This window comes from Asticcacaulis sp. W401b, from assembly GCF_046503825.1.
GTDB lineage: Bacteria > Pseudomonadota > Alphaproteobacteria > Caulobacterales > Caulobacteraceae > Asticcacaulis.
On the sequence record NZ_JBKFEE010000002.1, the window covers coordinates 50,047 to 63,188 of the forward strand.

A 13,142-nucleotide genomic window follows, 5' to 3' on the forward strand; every position below is an offset into this window, starting at 1 on the left:
ATTTACCGGCAGGGCTTCGATGCCGTCCAGCGGTTTTGAGGTCCACTAACCCGAAACGGCGGATGACTGCGCCGCTTCGAGCGTCGCCATGGCCTCAACAAAGGTCAGGCTATTACCGGCCTGCGGCAGATCAAACGCGATACCGTCAAAATCGCCATAGACCCATTTGTCCTCGCGCAGCATACGCAGGGTCGCGCCATCGCGCGAGACGTCCTTTCGATCGACCTCGGTCATGGCCCGCGTCTCCCAGTCAGTGAGCAGCTTTTCAATGCGGCGCTGCATGGAGGTCAGGGTGCCGAGTGCACAGGCACGACCTTTGACGAGCGGTTGCGGCAGGTCTCGCAAGGCGGCGATCATTGCGGCCAGACGGTCATGATAGAGGCGCAGGCCTTCGGGGTTGAGACTCATATCATTCTTCCGATCTGTCATCGAGAGCGGTGAGGTGCCACGCTGTTAAAGCCCTTGGCAAGGTGCCGATCTTGGGTTTCACTGAACGGCCCACAGGAAGAACGACCGATGTGTAATCTCTACTCAATGACCAGCAATGAGGCGGCCATTCGCGCCCTTGCCAGGGTCCTCAAATCATCGGTCGGTAATCTGCCCCTGTTCGAATACATCGGTGCCAATGGCTTTGGACCCATTGTGCGCAACACCGGCGAGGGCCGCGAACTGGCCATGTGCCGCTGGGGGATGCCCTCTCCGCCTTTTACGCTCAAAGGCAAAAACTACGACTCCGGCGTCACCAATATCCGCAATACGGATAAGCCCTACTGGACCAAATGGCTGACCGATCCCGCAAACCGCTGCCTCGTGCCGTTTACGTCCTTCTCAGAACCCGATCAGGTATCCGGCAGCAATGTCATCCACTGGTTCGCCCAACGCCCCGAGCGCCCCCTGCTCTTCTTTGCCGGCATCTGGACGCCTCAATGGACCTCCGTGCGCAAGGTCAAGGATGGCGAGACGACGGATGATCTCTATGCCTTCCTGACCACGACGGCGAATGCCGAAGTCGGAATGATTCATGACAAGGCCATGCCTGTTATTCTGACGACGGAAGCCGAGCGCGATCTCTGGATGACGGGCTCATGGAGCGAGGTTCGGGCGCTGCAACGCCCCCTCCCCGATGGCAGCCTGCACGTCGTGGCGACCGGACGGCGCAAGGACGGGCCGCATCTGGATGAGTTGAATAGCGTTTCAAGTGGGACGGAGGCGCAGAATTTTCTCCTTTAAACCTATCGACAAAGGCCTGGTTCGCGAAAGAGACAGACCCCGCTGTTCGTGTAAGGCTTTTGCACGTCGGCTTACCGGAAATCAAAAGTACCGTTTTGTTGACGGGCTTTACGAACGGGCGTGAAGACCCACCAGTTGAGGGCCTCTCCCGTCCTGGCTTGATGGATGGCTGCGGCAAACACATCCCAGACGCATGGATCTTGGGCCACGCCCGTTTCAGATTGAAGCCGGCTGTAAAGTTCGTCCGGGTCGCATTGCGCAAGTTGCGAAACGGTTTGGATCTTCAGAACGGCAAAATCCTTGCGCGTTGCCGGCCCCACATTTCGGAGTTTCTTCAGGTCATCCACAACTGGCATTGATTCACCTTGTCGGAAAAAAAAACCAGTCACTCAATCGACTGAAGGTAAAGCCCATCGACGGCATAGCCTTGAAAGCCTGAATGACTCAAGCTTGCAGTGCCGTTACGCGCCCGAGGCGGTCATTCGACAACGGCTCAGCAACCGGAGGCCATAGCCGACGTTGCACATTGAATAAAGTGGACGTTCACACGCCGGAACAGTAACATGAGCTTTTAATCCCAACACCCGCGGCCACAAAGATCAATGGGCGGCCCACGGATCTATCAACGCTAAGGGTAGCGCCTCGAAGTCCTTGGTGTTGCGCGTTGCAAGAGAGGCTCCCAACGCGACAGCGATCCCCGCAATCACCATATCCGATGGGCTAGACGGGTGTCCTACCGCTTCACGCAAAGCTCGAAACTTCCCAGCCTTGAATCCAGCCGCGTCGTCCAATGGTAAGGCGCCTAGGGCATCCAACAGCTTTACGAAGGCAGCCTGCAAATCACTCTTGCGCCTGCCATCCGGCAACCGCTCCAACCCATGAGTTATTTCCGCAACCGTTATAGCCGTTGTCGTAAGCCCTACGTCACCCGATCGTCGCAGCCAGTCTCGGACATGCTCATGCGGCCCCGGCCTCATCAACTCTGATACAACATTGGTGTCGGAATGATAATGTTGCAACGGCAGTATTAAGCGCCAAGGTCAGGCGCTGCACGGTCTTGTGGGCGGGAAGGCAGATCGAGATCTACGCCGCTATTGCCGCTGAACAAATCCCTTGACAGAGAAAGCAGGCCAGCACCCGTGAGCCCGCCAACCGCCTGCTTCAGTATCTGTCGGACTTCCTCTTCCATAGAATGGCCGTGCGTTGCTGCGCGAACGCGAAGGCGTTCTTTCAACGTGTCATCAATATTGCGGACGGTGATGCTCGCCATTTTCAAATCCCCTTACAACGACCATGCCACAGCGCATTCATTGAAATCAATGAAATCATCGACAATATCAATTGTGAGCGGGACGGCCCCTGTCGAGGCTCCAGTGCGCCCCATCCGGACATTGATCTGTGTCATGTCACCCGTGCTCGCGAGAAGGCCAGTTGCCGATGCTCCCCTTCAGAGCCGCTAATTCAATGCCTAACAGCCCTTCAAACATGTAACATCATGGGGCAGATGCAGATTGGCGCTATGGCGCGCGACGGCGACAGGATGAGCAAACAGCAAGGGATATGTATGAAAATGGTTATCGTTTAAGATAAAATCGTAGCCAATTCGGCCGCTCATGGTGTAAATTTATCGTTTTCAATAAATTTGAATTGCTTAGCGGGCCCATCCATTCCAATTTAGCGAATACAGTAATTTTTGGTGCGCCCCCATGACCTCAGATCAAGATGACAGCCCGCCCGCCCAGATCGGCCGCCGAATTCGCGCCCTCCGCGATGCGCACGACCTGAATCTAAATGAGCTGGCCCGTCTCAGCGGTTTTAGCGCGTCTGCCCTTTCGCTCATCGAAACCGGAAAACGAGATTTACGGATCAGCAGTCTGTTTCGCATCGCCAGCGCTTTACGTGTCTCCATAAGCGATCTGCTCGAAGACCCATCCGCGGATGCGGCCGTTGTTCGATCGGAGAACGGTGAGGGGTATGATCTAGGAGACTACACGTGACTTCCCAAGTCGCTGTCTGGTTCGACGCCCTCCATGTCGGTGACGTCGTCGTTGCGCCGGACGGCGCACTAACCTTCGTCTACTCAGAAAAATGGCTCGCGACGAATGGCGCGTTTCCCCTTTCGACGACGCTTCCTCTCGCAAGGACGCATTACCCGCCCGAAGTCATCTCGCCCTGGCTCGCTAACCTTCTGCCGGAGGAGGAACAACTGCGTCTTCTGACGCTAACCCTTGGTCTCGATCAGGCGGACACGCTGGCTTTGCTACAGGAGATTGGCGGCGATACAGCGGGCGCACTCTCCTTCGGCGCCCCGTCGGAGCGCGCAGCGTGGACGTACACGCCCCTCACCGCGTTCTATGGAGTGGATGATCCAGTGGTCGCCCTCGACCGACACTTTGACGATCTGCAGAGACGTCCGTTTCTCGCAGGGGAGGACGGCGTAAGGCTCTCGCTGGCGGGAGGGCAGAAGAAGTCGGCGCTCGCGGTTCTCAATTCACGCGGTGAGCCCGTATTGCGGCTGCCAACGGACGGCGATGTCCTCGCCATACCGCGCAACGGCGCGCCCTCGACTGTCATCCTGAAGCCGGACAATCCGAACCTCCCTGGCATTGTCGAAAACGAAACCTACTGCTTGCATCTGGCGCGGGCTATTGGTCTGACATCTGCGCAAGCGTCGATTCTTTCGGTCGGGCGCCGCAATGCGATTTGCGTGTTGCGCTATGATCGAAGGATCGGTCGCAACGGATTGCAGAGGGTACATCAAGAGGATTTCGCCCAGGCTAACGGTGTCCCGCCTGGCAAAAAATACGAACGCGGCACAGTCGCGGGACCCAATCTGGCGAGCCTTTTAACAACCGGTCGGCATCTGTCGGCTGCCGACGCTCTATCGCTGCTCGACTACGTGATTTTTAACATTCTGATCGCGAACACCGACGCCCACGCCAAGAACTATTCGCTGCTTCTGCCGGTCGGCGCCGCTCCACGTCTCGCCCCTCTTTATGATGTCTCGACCGTGCTGCCCTGGCCGAACGTGGTGCAGTATTTCGCGCAAAACCTCGCAGGGAAGAAGCGCAAGCCCGGGGATATCGACGCACGCCACTGGGACAGGATTGCTGAAAGTGTCGGCTACCGCCCAGCCGACGTCCGTGCGAGAGTCACGGAACTCGTAGACCGCCTCGTCGCGCATAGGGTGGCCACGGAAAAGACGGTCTCCGCCCTCTCGGGACACACAAGCGGCTATGTTGAACAGGCGGCCCGCGAAATTGAAGAGAACGCTCTGCGCATCTCTGGCAGACTCCGGCCATCGAAGATGGTGTAAAAGGCCGGAAGCTCGTCCTTTACAGAGAACGACACAAGCTTAGCACCTTGTCCGATTTTCCGGGACCACTTCAACTTCGAATGGCTACTTCTGTGACTGAAGGCCGTGCAGCCTGAAGATGCCGCGCAAGTCTGAGTTTGCGGTGACCATCACGAAAGCCGGTGTTCAGACCTGGGCGGGGAAGGTCAAAAATAAGGTCTCGGGAGCAGGTGGGCAGGCATGGCTGGTAACGTGCTCGTCGGTAGCACAATCGGTGCCGCCGTCGATGGAAGCAACGGCTATGTGCCGGACCTTGTTCCAAACCCGCTGGTCGTCACCCTGGTAAAGGAAGACGGCGCGGAGAAGAAGGACTAAGTAGAGACATCTACGGCCTGTCTCAGGATTCGGGTCGCAGGCATTTCTTCCAGTTGGCGGAAGCACATTTTTGTGGGCGTCTATACTCCTCACCTCGTTTGCCAAAACCGGTACACGATTGGCATCATTTGAAAATTTCCAAGACCTCAGGCGTCTGTGGAGAGGAAATGGTGCAGCATCAGATAATGGTCCTCGAACATGTGCGCGCGCATTTTCAAAGCGCAGTCCACGCCGGTCCATTTCAGTGCCGCCGCATCATCTCCGGCTTCGAGCGCGGGCAAATCCAGGCCACTGAGATCAAAATAAAACACATGGCTGATGGTGCGGCCCCGCGCGCTACGTTCCGGTTGGTCGAAGACGCGTTGGCCTTTTAGGTATTGAAGAGCTTGTCTTTCTGACAAAGACAGACCCGTCTCTTCCCTCAATTCGCGCAGGGCCGCCGCAAATATGGTCTCGCGTGGATCGAGGAAGCCACCCGGTAAAGCCCACTGTCCGCGGCCCGGCAATCCGCCGCGTTTTATCAGAAGGACACGATCATCTTTGCGGATCAGCGCATCGACCGTCACATGCACCGGCGGATAGGGGGCGACGGCCCAGCTTTGGCGATAGGCTTCGATATAGGCATGTTCCTCAGCCAACACGCGTTGCGTGTCCGCATCGAGAGCCCCGTCCATCATCCGACGCACCGCCCCACCGACATCGATGAAGGTGTCTCCGTTCAGCCAGGCGGCCCGCTGGACCGCTGTCTTCTGTGACATTTCAGGATCGGCAAGAGTTAATTCACTCGCCCAAAGACCCTGCAATTCATCGCCGTAACCCGCATCGAAAGACAGGAGAGGTGCGTTTTCGGCTATAGCCGCCAATTGCGCCACCCGCTCTGCCGGCAACAGCGCGTCTTCGATGGCCACGGCTTCAAACCCTGCTGATTGCAACATGGCCACCTGTTCTTCCGCCGTAAACGGATAGCGGCTGGAACGCGGCATGTTGGCGCCAACGACAACGACGATCAGATTGCCGTGACCGCGCCAGTCTTCAAGCGCCCGCACATGATCATCTGTCAGCGGATGAAACCGCCCCACGGCCAGTCGTAAAGATGCGCTTTTCGTCATGTCTGCCTCTGCGTTGGCACGACCATAGCCGCCACAAAAGGGCTTGTCAGTTTCCTTTCCCTGATTAATGGTATTAACCATTCGGGCGGGGAGGCGTGACATGCAGGACACCTATAAGGCAACGACACGTATCGAGCCGCTGAAATGGCTGGTTGCCGCGTTGGAGACCGTTCTGGGCCTGATGGGGGCTCTGGTCCTTATCCTTTATTTCTACACCGGTTCCTTTGCCGGGGCGGGTCAGAAGCTTGATGCCGGGCTGAAAGCCATCTGGCTGTTCGTTGCCCCATTTGTCGGCCAGGGCTGAAAAAATAAAAAGTATTGACCCAACGGCACAACTGCCGTTTAAGCCGCCCGAAATCATATGAAAGAGGCTGGCATGGTTGAGAACCTGATCGAGAATAACCGCCGCTGGTCGCGTGAAAAAACCCGCGTCGATCCGGACTTCTTCTCGCGTCTGGTGCGTCAGCAGCATCCTGAATATCTGTGGATCGGCTGTTCCGACTCGCGCGTGCCGGCCAATGAAATCGTCGATCTCGACCCTGGCGAACTGTTCGTGCACCGCAATGTCGCCAATCTGGCCCCGCAACAGGACGCCAACTATCTCAGCGTCCTGCAATACGCGGTCAATGTTCTGAAAATCAAACACGTTCTGGTCGTCGGTCACTATGGCTGCGGCGGGGTGCGGGCAGCAATCGAGTCCACCGATCACGGCCTGATCGACCACTGGCTGTCCCCGATCCGCGACGTCGCTCACGAGCACCGGCATGAGCTGGAGGCCTGCGATAATCAGGAATCGCGCGTCGATCGTCTGTGCGAGCTGAACGTGATCGCTCAGGTGCGCAATGTCGCCACCAACCCGATCATCCTCCATGCCTGGCGCGAAGGCCAGCCCCTGTCCATCCACGGCTGGGTCTATTCCATCGCAAATGGTCTGGTCACCGATATGAATATCTCGGTGCGCAATCTGGCCGAACGCGAGCGCCTGTTCGGAATCTAATCCGCGAGCCAGTCTTCACAGCGCAGTCCGTCAACCCGGCGAAACTCACCCAGATTGCCCGTGACCACGATCAGGCCGCGACTGCGGGCGTGACCGGCGATCAGCACATCATACCCGCCGATCATGCGCCCCTGCCGTTCCAGAACCGCACGGATATCTGCGGCATGATCAGCGGCAGCGGCATCAAACGGCAGGACGTCGAGGCGGCTGGCGAAATTTTCCACCGCCTGACGATGGTCCAGCGGACGGGCAGATTTCGCCGCCCCATACAAAAGCTCGTTCAGAACGATGGTCGAGAGACACATGCCCGCGGCTTCGGCATTGAAACGCTCGCGCAAGGCCGCGGGCCGATCACGCAGCACGCGGATACACAGATTGGTATCGAGCATATAACGTAGCATCAAAAGCTTTCGCGCGTTTGAAGCGATGGCTGCTCGCGTTCCGACAACTCTATGCCTTTCGCCGCAAAGAAATCGTCCCAGACGGCATTGGCGGGTACGATAATCCGACGCTGGCCTTCACGCAGGATGGTGACTTCGCGAACGCCCTCCGGAAAGGCGACATCCTTCGGCAAACGGACGGCCTGTGTGCGGTTGGACTGGAACAGCGTGGTCTGGGTCATAACGGCCTCTTGGATATACGCATTATATATACAAAGTGCGTTCGATGCAAACTATTCGGAGGGCACGTTCGCCCGCAATTCCTCCAGCCACACGGTCGCTGTCGAATCCGACGGGGCGCGCCAGTCGCCCCGCGGGCTGAGCGCCCCGCCGGAGATCAGTTTCGGACCATTGGGCACGGCCGAGCGCTTGAACTGTGAAATCGTGAAAAAGCGGAACAGGAAGACCTCCATCCACTTGCGGATATCGGCGATGGCATAGGCGCGGCGGTCGGCTTGCGGATAGTCGGGTGGCCAGTCGCCGGCGGCCCCATCCTTCCACGCCTGATACTGGAGAAAAGCGATCTTGGAGGGCTTCAGGCCATAGCGCGTCAGATAGTAGAGCGTAAAATCCTGTAGCGGATAGGGGCCGACCTTGTCTTCGGTGCGCTGAGCCTGACCGTTCTGTACCGGCACCAGTTCCGGCGAAATCTCACGCTCCAGCACCGAGCGCAGCACACGCGCGGCCTTGGCATCGAACTCGGTGCGCGCCGCCCAGCGGATCAGGTGCTGGATCAGGGTCTTGGGCGCGCCGCAATTGACATTGTAGTGGCTCATATGGTCGCCCACACCATAGGTGCACCAGCCGAGCGCCAGCTCGGACAAATCCCCCGTGCCGACGACAAAGCCGCGATGTTGACCGGCAAGCCGGAACAGAAAGTCGGTACGCAGCCCTGCTTGTACATTCTCAAACACCACATCATAGACAAGCTCACCCTGACCATAGGGGTGGCCAATATCCATCAGCATACGTTTTGAGGCCGGTCGAATGTCGATTTCTTCCGCCGTGACGCCTAAGGCGCGCATCAGCTTATGCGCGTCGGATTTCGAGCCTGAGGTCGTGCCGAAGCCCGGCATGGTGTAGCCGCGGATCTGCGAGCGAGACCGCCCCAGACGGTCAAAGGCCTTGCATGCCACGATCAGGGCATGGGTGGAATCGAGCCCGCCCGACACGCCGATGACGACGCTTTCCGATTGCGTGCTCTCAATGCGACGCATCAGACCGTGCACCTGTATATTGAAGGCCTCAAAACAGTCTTCGTCAAGACGGTCGCGGTCATTGGGCACGTAAGGAAAGCGGTCTACCGTGCGATAAAAATCGGTCAGGCTATGCGGCTTATGATCGAACAGACAGGTTTGTACCGTTTCCGTCGCGCTGAACCGGCGCGCATCGGCGAAGGTCGCCGTGCGCAGGCGCTCCTGTGCAATGCGCTCCACATCGACATCGGCGAGTGTCAGGGTATCGCTGGCGAAGCGCTCCCCTTCGGCCAGCAGCGTCCCCAGTTCATAAACCAGCGATTGCCCATCCCAGGCGAGGTCGGTCGTCGATTCCCCCGGCCCGGACGCGCTGAAGGCATAGGCGCACATCAGGCGCTCCGATGTCGCCTCGCAAATACGCTTGCGCACCCGCGACTTACCCACCGTCACGGGCGAGGCTGACAGATTGACGATCACGGTCGCCCCGGCCAACGCCAACCGCGTCGAAGGCGTGTCCGGCGACCACATATCCTCGCAGATTTCAACGCCCAGCGTAAAGCCCGCATCCCCGCGCGCCTGAAACACCTGATGGCTTGTCACCGGCACCGGCACCCCACCGATTTCGAGTTGGGTATTCAGCGCGTGACCGCTGGCGAACCAGCGCTTCTCATAAAACTCGCGATAGTTGGGCAGAAAGGTCTTGGGCACCAGCCCCAGCAGAGCGCCTCCCTGAATCACCGCCGCGCAATTATACAGCGCGCCTTCGATCCACAGCGGTACCCCACAGACGACAACGGCCCGCCAGTCTTGCGAGGCGACAATCAGGGCCTCCAGAGCCGCCTTCGCCCCCGCCTGAAGCGTCTGTTGCAGGAAGAGGTCCTCAAGCGTGTAGCCGGTCAGGCTTAATTCGGGAAACAGGACGACGTCCGCCCCGGCTTCATCGGCCTTGTGCGCCAGTTGCACGTGCTCGGACATATTCGCCCTGGGGTCGGCAATGTGCACATTGGGCGTTGCACAGGCGATCCGGACAAAGCCATGCGAAGCGGGCGAATAAAAGTTTTTGCTGGAATTTGCCATTTCTACCTAACGTGACGAACGCCTATGAGCCGATATAGGCGCTTTTTGGAAAAACTGACACACCTCATTTCAGCAAATGCGCGTAAATTCGATAATAAGCGACACTGGCGATCTCCAGATTTGAAATAATAGTTTCATCTGAAATTTATTATGACATTCACGACCCTTTGGTTCCTTTTTGACTTGGGTTCCGGGGGATGGGTCTGATATGGGAACACACCTGTCATCGTGTGTGTCCGTCATGAGCCTCAATCTGGAAACGATCCAAGCCGCCGCCAGCCGGTTAAAGGGTCACATCGTCGAAACCCCCTGCGCCTTTTCGCAGAAGCTGAGCGCGCTGACGCGCACCCAGTTGTGGATCAAGTACGAGAACCAGCAATATACCTCGGCCTTCAAGGAGCGCGGCGCGCTGAACAAGCTGGCGACGCTCAGCGCGGATGAACGCGCGCGCGGCGTCTATGCCGCCTCGGCTGGCAATCACGCTCAGGGCATTGCCTATCACGCTCAGCGGCTCGGTATCCCCGCCACCATCGTCATGCCGCACGGCACCCCCTTTGTGAAAGTACAGAAGACTCAAGGCTACGGGGCGCGTGTGGTTATCGAAGGCGCGACCTATGACGATGCCTCGGCCCATGCTCAGACCCTGTGTCGGGACGCCAGCGCCGTCTATGTGCACCCGTTCAACGATTACGAGGTGATGGCCGGACAGGGGACGCTGGCCATCGAAATGCTGGAGGCCGTGCCGGACCTCGACGTGCTGCTGGTGCCCATCGGCGGCGGCGGGCTGATTGCCGGTATGGCGACGGCGGCCAAGGCGCTGAAACCCTGGATCAAGATCATCGGCGTCGAAGCGGCCATGTACCCCTCCTTCGCGGCCAGGCGGCGCGGCCTGAACATGCCGACGGGCGGTTCGACCATCGCCGAAGGCATTGCCGTGCGCGAAGTCGGCGAACTGAGCTTCGCCGTCGCCAATCCGCTGGTCGATGATGTGCTGGTGATTGATGAGGCCGATTTTGAGCGCGCCATCGCCGCCTTCGTCAATGTCGAAAAGACCGTGGCCGAAGGGGCCGGTGCCGCGGGTCTGGCCGCCGTCATGCGCTATCCGGAAAAGTTCGAGGGGCAAAAGGTCGGCCTGATCCTGTGCGGCGGCAATATCGACATGCGCCTGCTGGCCTCGGTGCTGCAACGCGAGCTGGTGCGCGAAAAGCGGCTGGTCACCTACCGCATTCTGGGCGACGATCGGCCGGGCATGTTGTCGCTGATGGCGGATGTGATTTCGCGCAAGGGCGGTAACATCGTCGATGTGGCGCACAATCGTCTGGTGCTCGACGTGCCCGCCAAGGGTGCTGAGTTTGACATACTGGTGGAAACGCAGGACGCGCGCCACGCCCATGAGATCGCCGATGGCCTGCGCGCAACGGGCTATGCGCTGAGAATGGAATAGAGGATACGCAATGGTTTCGAACTGGATAAGACCGGTCTGTCTTTCTTTGATGCTGGCTTCAGCCATCTCGCTTACGGCCTGTAACCGCAGCGATCCGGCCGCCGAAGCGGCGGCAGAGGCCAATATAAAGGCGGGCGAAACCTTCCTGGCGGAAAAGGCCAAGGAACCTGGCGTGCAGAAGCTGCCCAAGGGGCTGCTGTATAAGGTCATCACTCCGACGACCGATCCCAATGCGCCCAAGCCCACCGTGCGCGACACGGTGAAAATTCATTATGAAGGCCGCCTGATCGACGGCACCGTGTTTGATTCCAGCTATGACCGGGGTGTACCGGCGGCCATGCCGCTCGATGGTCTGGTCGAAGCGTGGAAGATCGCCGTACCTCAGATGAAGACGGGCGAAACCTGGGAACTCTATGTTCCCGCCCAACTCGCTTACGGCGAAACCGGGGCCGGCCCCATCCCACCCAACAGCGTGCTGGTCTTCAAGATTCAACTGATCGGTATTCAGCCTTAAAGATTGCCAACCTTAAACTGGCTTCGCCGCCGCGCGCGCCGACATCAGGACCGAGCCTACGGCGGTCATGGTGTCCGGCGCGGCGTCGTTGGCGCAGGCCGCAGCGACCGTGCCTGTCTTCGCATCGACCAGCACCTCGCCGTACCACATCGTGTTCGACCCATTGTGCCAGAGCGCGCCGTCCGGACGCACCACCCAACCCAGCGCGTAATTGTCGCCAAAGTGCGGTGTGTGCAGCGCGTCCCAGCTTTCGCCTTTCAGCAGGCTCACCGGACGATCCCGGTGGGCACGCAGATAGAGCAGCATATCCGCCATCGACATATGCACTCGTCCCGCCGGCCCAAGCGCTACAGGATTGTCGGTGGGCAGGCCCGGCCCGACCGGCATGGGTTTGCGCTTATGACCATTGACGGCGTGGCCCAGAGGCTGATCCACCTGACCCGGACGCCCCGGCGCGCCGAACCCGGCGTTGGTGAGGCCCAGAGGCGTGAACAGCTCTGTCTGGATAAGAGTTTCCCAGCTTTTGCCGCTCAGTTGCTCCAGCATGGCACCCGCAATGATATAGCCATTATTGGCATAGACGTTTTGCGCGCCCACCGGGCCAACCGGCTTTTGCTTCAAGGCCGCCAGCGCCCATTTGCGCCGCTCCGCGCGCGGGTCAGGCAGCGGATCACGGCTATAAAAGACCATGTTGATGCCGTCGAGATTGGGCTGAAGCCCTGCACGGTGGCTCAGCAGATGCAGCAGGGTGGCCTCACGATAGGCCGCTGGAACGGGGCTGCCGCGCTCATCCAGCACTTCGCCTACTTTGGTCGTCCATTTAATCGCACCGGCATCGACCAGACGGGCACACAGGGTCGCCGTCATCGACTTGGTGATCGAGCCCCAATGCCATTGGTCTTCCATCTGCACGGCGATCTCGTCTTCGCTGGAGCGCGCCCCGGCGGCGAAGATTTCGCTTTGTGTGCCACGTGACCACGCGGCCGCCATGCCGGGCGTATAGGCCGCCAGCCGCTTGTCGTTGAGCAGTTCGCGCATCAGCGGCGGATAGGCGGGCTCTGGCGTCGCTTCGGCCACCTCGCCGCGCGTGAAGCGCAGCGGCAGGGGGGCGCCCTGCGTAAAGGTGCCGTCGATATGGCGCTCATCCGTCAGCGCCCCTTCGAAGGTCGCCTTGATCGCGGCAAAGGCCAGTTTGATCCGCTCGCCCTCAATGGCGACGCGGGAAGCCGGGATGCGCGCATTGCCCTGATCGACACTGAACAAGGTCACCCCCTTGGCGTCGATTTCCAGCCGCAGGGTCAGGCGTACCGCCCCTGCCGCAAGCACGCCCGTCCAACGCCCAAGGAACGGGTTGTCGGCCGCCAGTGCGCGCGTTCCCGCCATCAGGCCAAAAGCGGTCATCAGCGATTGCATCTGCCGGCGTGTCATCATCGGAAATCCTCCCCTATGCGTACCAACCATAAAG

At 59.3% G+C, this 13,142-nt stretch carries 17 protein-coding genes; 8 read left to right on the top strand and 9 right to left on the bottom strand.

Features of this window, described 5'->3' with window-relative positions; all coding sequences use genetic code 11:
* Nucleotides 1-45: 45 nt before the first annotated feature.
* Nucleotides 46-408: a hypothetical protein gene (locus ACK8OE_RS04935; RefSeq protein WP_410271644.1), complete on the bottom strand. Its 363-nt coding sequence runs from the start codon at nucleotides 406-408 to the stop codon at nucleotides 46-48.
* 108 nt (nucleotides 409-516) lie between these two features.
* On the opposite strand from ACK8OE_RS04935, the gene ACK8OE_RS04940 reads away from it, so the two are divergent.
* Nucleotides 517-1,230 (top strand): SOS response-associated peptidase, encoded by a 714-nt coding sequence (locus tag ACK8OE_RS04940; RefSeq protein ID WP_410271645.1) that lies wholly within the window; start codon nucleotides 517-519, stop codon nucleotides 1,228-1,230.
* 71 nt (nucleotides 1,231-1,301) lie between these two features.
* Here the strand turns inward: ACK8OE_RS04940 and ACK8OE_RS04945 are convergent, their stop codons facing one another.
* The 3 genes from ACK8OE_RS04945 to ACK8OE_RS04955 form a co-directional block, all read right to left on the bottom strand.
* Entirely contained in the window at nucleotides 1,302-1,586 is a 285-nt protein-coding gene (locus ACK8OE_RS04945; protein WP_410271646.1) for a helix-hairpin-helix domain-containing protein, read from the bottom strand.
* A gap of 243 nt (nucleotides 1,587-1,829) precedes the next feature.
* A complete protein-coding gene (locus tag ACK8OE_RS04950) occupies nucleotides 1,830-2,249 on the bottom strand; it encodes a type II toxin-antitoxin system VapC family toxin (protein ID WP_410271647.1) in 420 nt (139 codons plus the stop codon).
* 8 nt (nucleotides 2,250-2,257) lie between these two features.
* On the bottom strand, nucleotides 2,258-2,500 hold the full coding sequence (locus ACK8OE_RS04955; protein ID WP_410271648.1) for a FitA-like ribbon-helix-helix domain-containing protein: 243 nt from the start codon (nucleotides 2,498-2,500) through the stop codon (nucleotides 2,258-2,260).
* Nucleotides 2,501-2,936: 436 nt separating this feature from the next.
* Here ACK8OE_RS04955 and ACK8OE_RS04960 point away from each other — a divergent pair, with 436 nt between their 5' ends.
* The 3 genes from ACK8OE_RS04960 to ACK8OE_RS04970 all read left to right on the top strand — a co-directional run bounded on the left by ACK8OE_RS04960 (nucleotide 2,937) and on the right by ACK8OE_RS04970 (nucleotide 4,900).
* Entirely contained in the window at nucleotides 2,937-3,227 is a 291-nt protein-coding gene (locus tag ACK8OE_RS04960) for a helix-turn-helix domain-containing protein (RefSeq protein WP_410271649.1), read from the top strand.
* A complete protein-coding gene (locus ACK8OE_RS04965) occupies nucleotides 3,224-4,546 on the top strand; it encodes a HipA domain-containing protein (protein ID WP_410271650.1) in 1,323 nt (440 codons plus the stop codon). Before ACK8OE_RS04960 ends, ACK8OE_RS04965 begins: the two co-directional genes overlap by 4 nt.
* A 219-nt stretch (nucleotides 4,547-4,765) precedes the next feature.
* The gene (locus ACK8OE_RS04970) at nucleotides 4,766-4,900 is read left to right on the top strand and encodes a hypothetical protein (RefSeq protein ID WP_410271651.1); all 135 of its coding nucleotides are present in this window, start codon (nucleotides 4,766-4,768) and stop codon (nucleotides 4,898-4,900) included.
* Between the two features lie 146 nt (nucleotides 4,901-5,046).
* Here the strand turns inward: ACK8OE_RS04970 and ACK8OE_RS04975 are convergent, their stop codons facing one another.
* On the bottom strand, nucleotides 5,047-6,111 hold the full coding sequence (locus ACK8OE_RS04975) for an NUDIX domain-containing protein (protein WP_410271652.1): 1,065 nt from the start codon (nucleotides 6,109-6,111) through the stop codon (nucleotides 5,047-5,049).
* Between ACK8OE_RS04975 and ACK8OE_RS04980 the strand changes: the two genes are divergently transcribed.
* Together ACK8OE_RS04980 and ACK8OE_RS04985 are read left to right on the top strand one after the other, a co-directional pair.
* Nucleotides 6,110-6,313 (top strand): hypothetical protein, encoded by a 204-nt coding sequence (locus tag ACK8OE_RS04980; protein WP_410271653.1) that lies wholly within the window; start codon nucleotides 6,110-6,112, stop codon nucleotides 6,311-6,313. The genes ACK8OE_RS04975 and ACK8OE_RS04980 overlap by 2 nt on opposite strands.
* Nucleotides 6,314-6,385: 72 nt before the next feature.
* Entirely contained in the window at nucleotides 6,386-7,006 is a 621-nt protein-coding gene (locus tag ACK8OE_RS04985) for a carbonic anhydrase (RefSeq protein WP_126422363.1), read from the top strand.
* Here ACK8OE_RS04985 and vapC read toward each other — a convergent pair.
* Genes vapC through ACK8OE_RS05000 form a run of 3 tightly spaced genes read right to left on the bottom strand, consistent with a single transcriptional unit; the run spans nucleotide 7,003 to nucleotide 9,719 of the window.
* Nucleotides 7,003-7,407 carry a tRNA(fMet)-specific endonuclease VapC gene (vapC, locus tag ACK8OE_RS04990; protein ID WP_410271654.1) on the bottom strand — a complete coding sequence of 135 codons (405 nt, stop codon included), beginning with the start codon at nucleotides 7,405-7,407 and terminating at the stop codon, nucleotides 7,003-7,005. The genes ACK8OE_RS04985 and vapC overlap by 4 nt on opposite strands.
* The gene (gene vapB / locus ACK8OE_RS04995) at nucleotides 7,407-7,628 is read right to left on the bottom strand and encodes a type II toxin-antitoxin system VapB family antitoxin (RefSeq protein WP_126422359.1); all 222 of its coding nucleotides are present in this window, start codon (nucleotides 7,626-7,628) and stop codon (nucleotides 7,407-7,409) included. The genes vapC and vapB overlap by 1 nt, the downstream gene beginning before the upstream one ends.
* A 51-nt stretch (nucleotides 7,629-7,679) precedes the next feature.
* Nucleotides 7,680-9,719, bottom strand: a complete 2,040-nt coding sequence (locus tag ACK8OE_RS05000) for an NAD(+) synthase (RefSeq protein WP_410271655.1) — start codon at nucleotides 9,717-9,719, stop codon at nucleotides 7,680-7,682.
* A gap of 241 nt (nucleotides 9,720-9,960) precedes the next feature.
* On the opposite strand from ACK8OE_RS05000, the gene ACK8OE_RS05005 reads away from it, so the two are divergent.
* Nucleotides 9,961-11,163 (top strand): threonine ammonia-lyase, encoded by a 1,203-nt coding sequence (locus tag ACK8OE_RS05005; RefSeq protein WP_410271656.1) that lies wholly within the window; start codon nucleotides 9,961-9,963, stop codon nucleotides 11,161-11,163.
* Between the two features lie 49 nt (nucleotides 11,164-11,212).
* The gene (locus tag ACK8OE_RS05010; RefSeq protein WP_410271657.1) at nucleotides 11,213-11,677 is read left to right on the top strand and encodes an FKBP-type peptidyl-prolyl cis-trans isomerase; all 465 of its coding nucleotides are present in this window, start codon (nucleotides 11,213-11,215) and stop codon (nucleotides 11,675-11,677) included.
* Nucleotides 11,678-11,689: 12 nt separating this feature from the next.
* Here ACK8OE_RS05010 and ACK8OE_RS05015 read toward each other — a convergent pair whose 3' ends face one another.
* Nucleotides 11,690-13,108 (bottom strand): serine hydrolase domain-containing protein, encoded by a 1,419-nt coding sequence (locus ACK8OE_RS05015; protein WP_410271658.1) that lies wholly within the window; start codon nucleotides 13,106-13,108, stop codon nucleotides 11,690-11,692.
* Nucleotides 13,109-13,142: the final 34 nt, after the last annotated feature.

Coding starts and splice junctions, on each gene's coding strand:
- ACK8OE_RS05010 (WP_410271657.1), top strand. CDS start 11,213: ATGCTGGCTTCAGCCATCTCGCTTACGGCCTGTAACCGCAGCGATCCG.
- ACK8OE_RS05000 (WP_410271655.1), bottom strand. CDS start 9,719: ATGGCAAATTCCAGCAAAAACTTTTATTCGCCCGCTTCGCATGGCTTT.
- vapC (WP_410271654.1), bottom strand. CDS start 7,407: ATGCTACGTTATATGCTCGATACCAATCTGTGTATCCGCGTGCTGCGT.
- ACK8OE_RS04985 (WP_126422363.1), top strand. CDS start 6,386: ATGGTTGAGAACCTGATCGAGAATAACCGCCGCTGGTCGCGTGAAAAA.
- ACK8OE_RS04955 (WP_410271648.1), bottom strand. CDS start 2,500: ATGGCGAGCATCACCGTCCGCAATATTGATGACACGTTGAAAGAACGC.
- ACK8OE_RS04975 (WP_410271652.1), bottom strand. CDS start 6,111: ATGTCACGCCTCCCCGCCCGAATGGTTAATACCATTAATCAGGGAAAG.
- vapB (WP_126422359.1), bottom strand. CDS start 7,628: ATGACCCAGACCACGCTGTTCCAGTCCAACCGCACACAGGCCGTCCGT.
- ACK8OE_RS04980 (WP_410271653.1), top strand. CDS start 6,110: ATGCAGGACACCTATAAGGCAACGACACGTATCGAGCCGCTGAAATGG.
- ACK8OE_RS04970 (WP_410271651.1), top strand. CDS start 4,766: ATGGCTGGTAACGTGCTCGTCGGTAGCACAATCGGTGCCGCCGTCGAT.
- ACK8OE_RS04960 (WP_410271649.1), top strand. CDS start 2,937: ATGACCTCAGATCAAGATGACAGCCCGCCCGCCCAGATCGGCCGCCGA.
- ACK8OE_RS04935 (WP_410271644.1), bottom strand. CDS start 408: ATGAGTCTCAACCCCGAAGGCCTGCGCCTCTATCATGACCGTCTGGCC.
- ACK8OE_RS05005 (WP_410271656.1), top strand. CDS start 9,961: ATGAGCCTCAATCTGGAAACGATCCAAGCCGCCGCCAGCCGGTTAAAG.
- ACK8OE_RS05015 (WP_410271658.1), bottom strand. CDS start 13,108: ATGATGACACGCCGGCAGATGCAATCGCTGATGACCGCTTTTGGCCTG.
- ACK8OE_RS04945 (WP_410271646.1), bottom strand. CDS start 1,586: ATGCCAGTTGTGGATGACCTGAAGAAACTCCGAAATGTGGGGCCGGCA.
- ACK8OE_RS04940 (WP_410271645.1), top strand. CDS start 517: ATGTGTAATCTCTACTCAATGACCAGCAATGAGGCGGCCATTCGCGCC.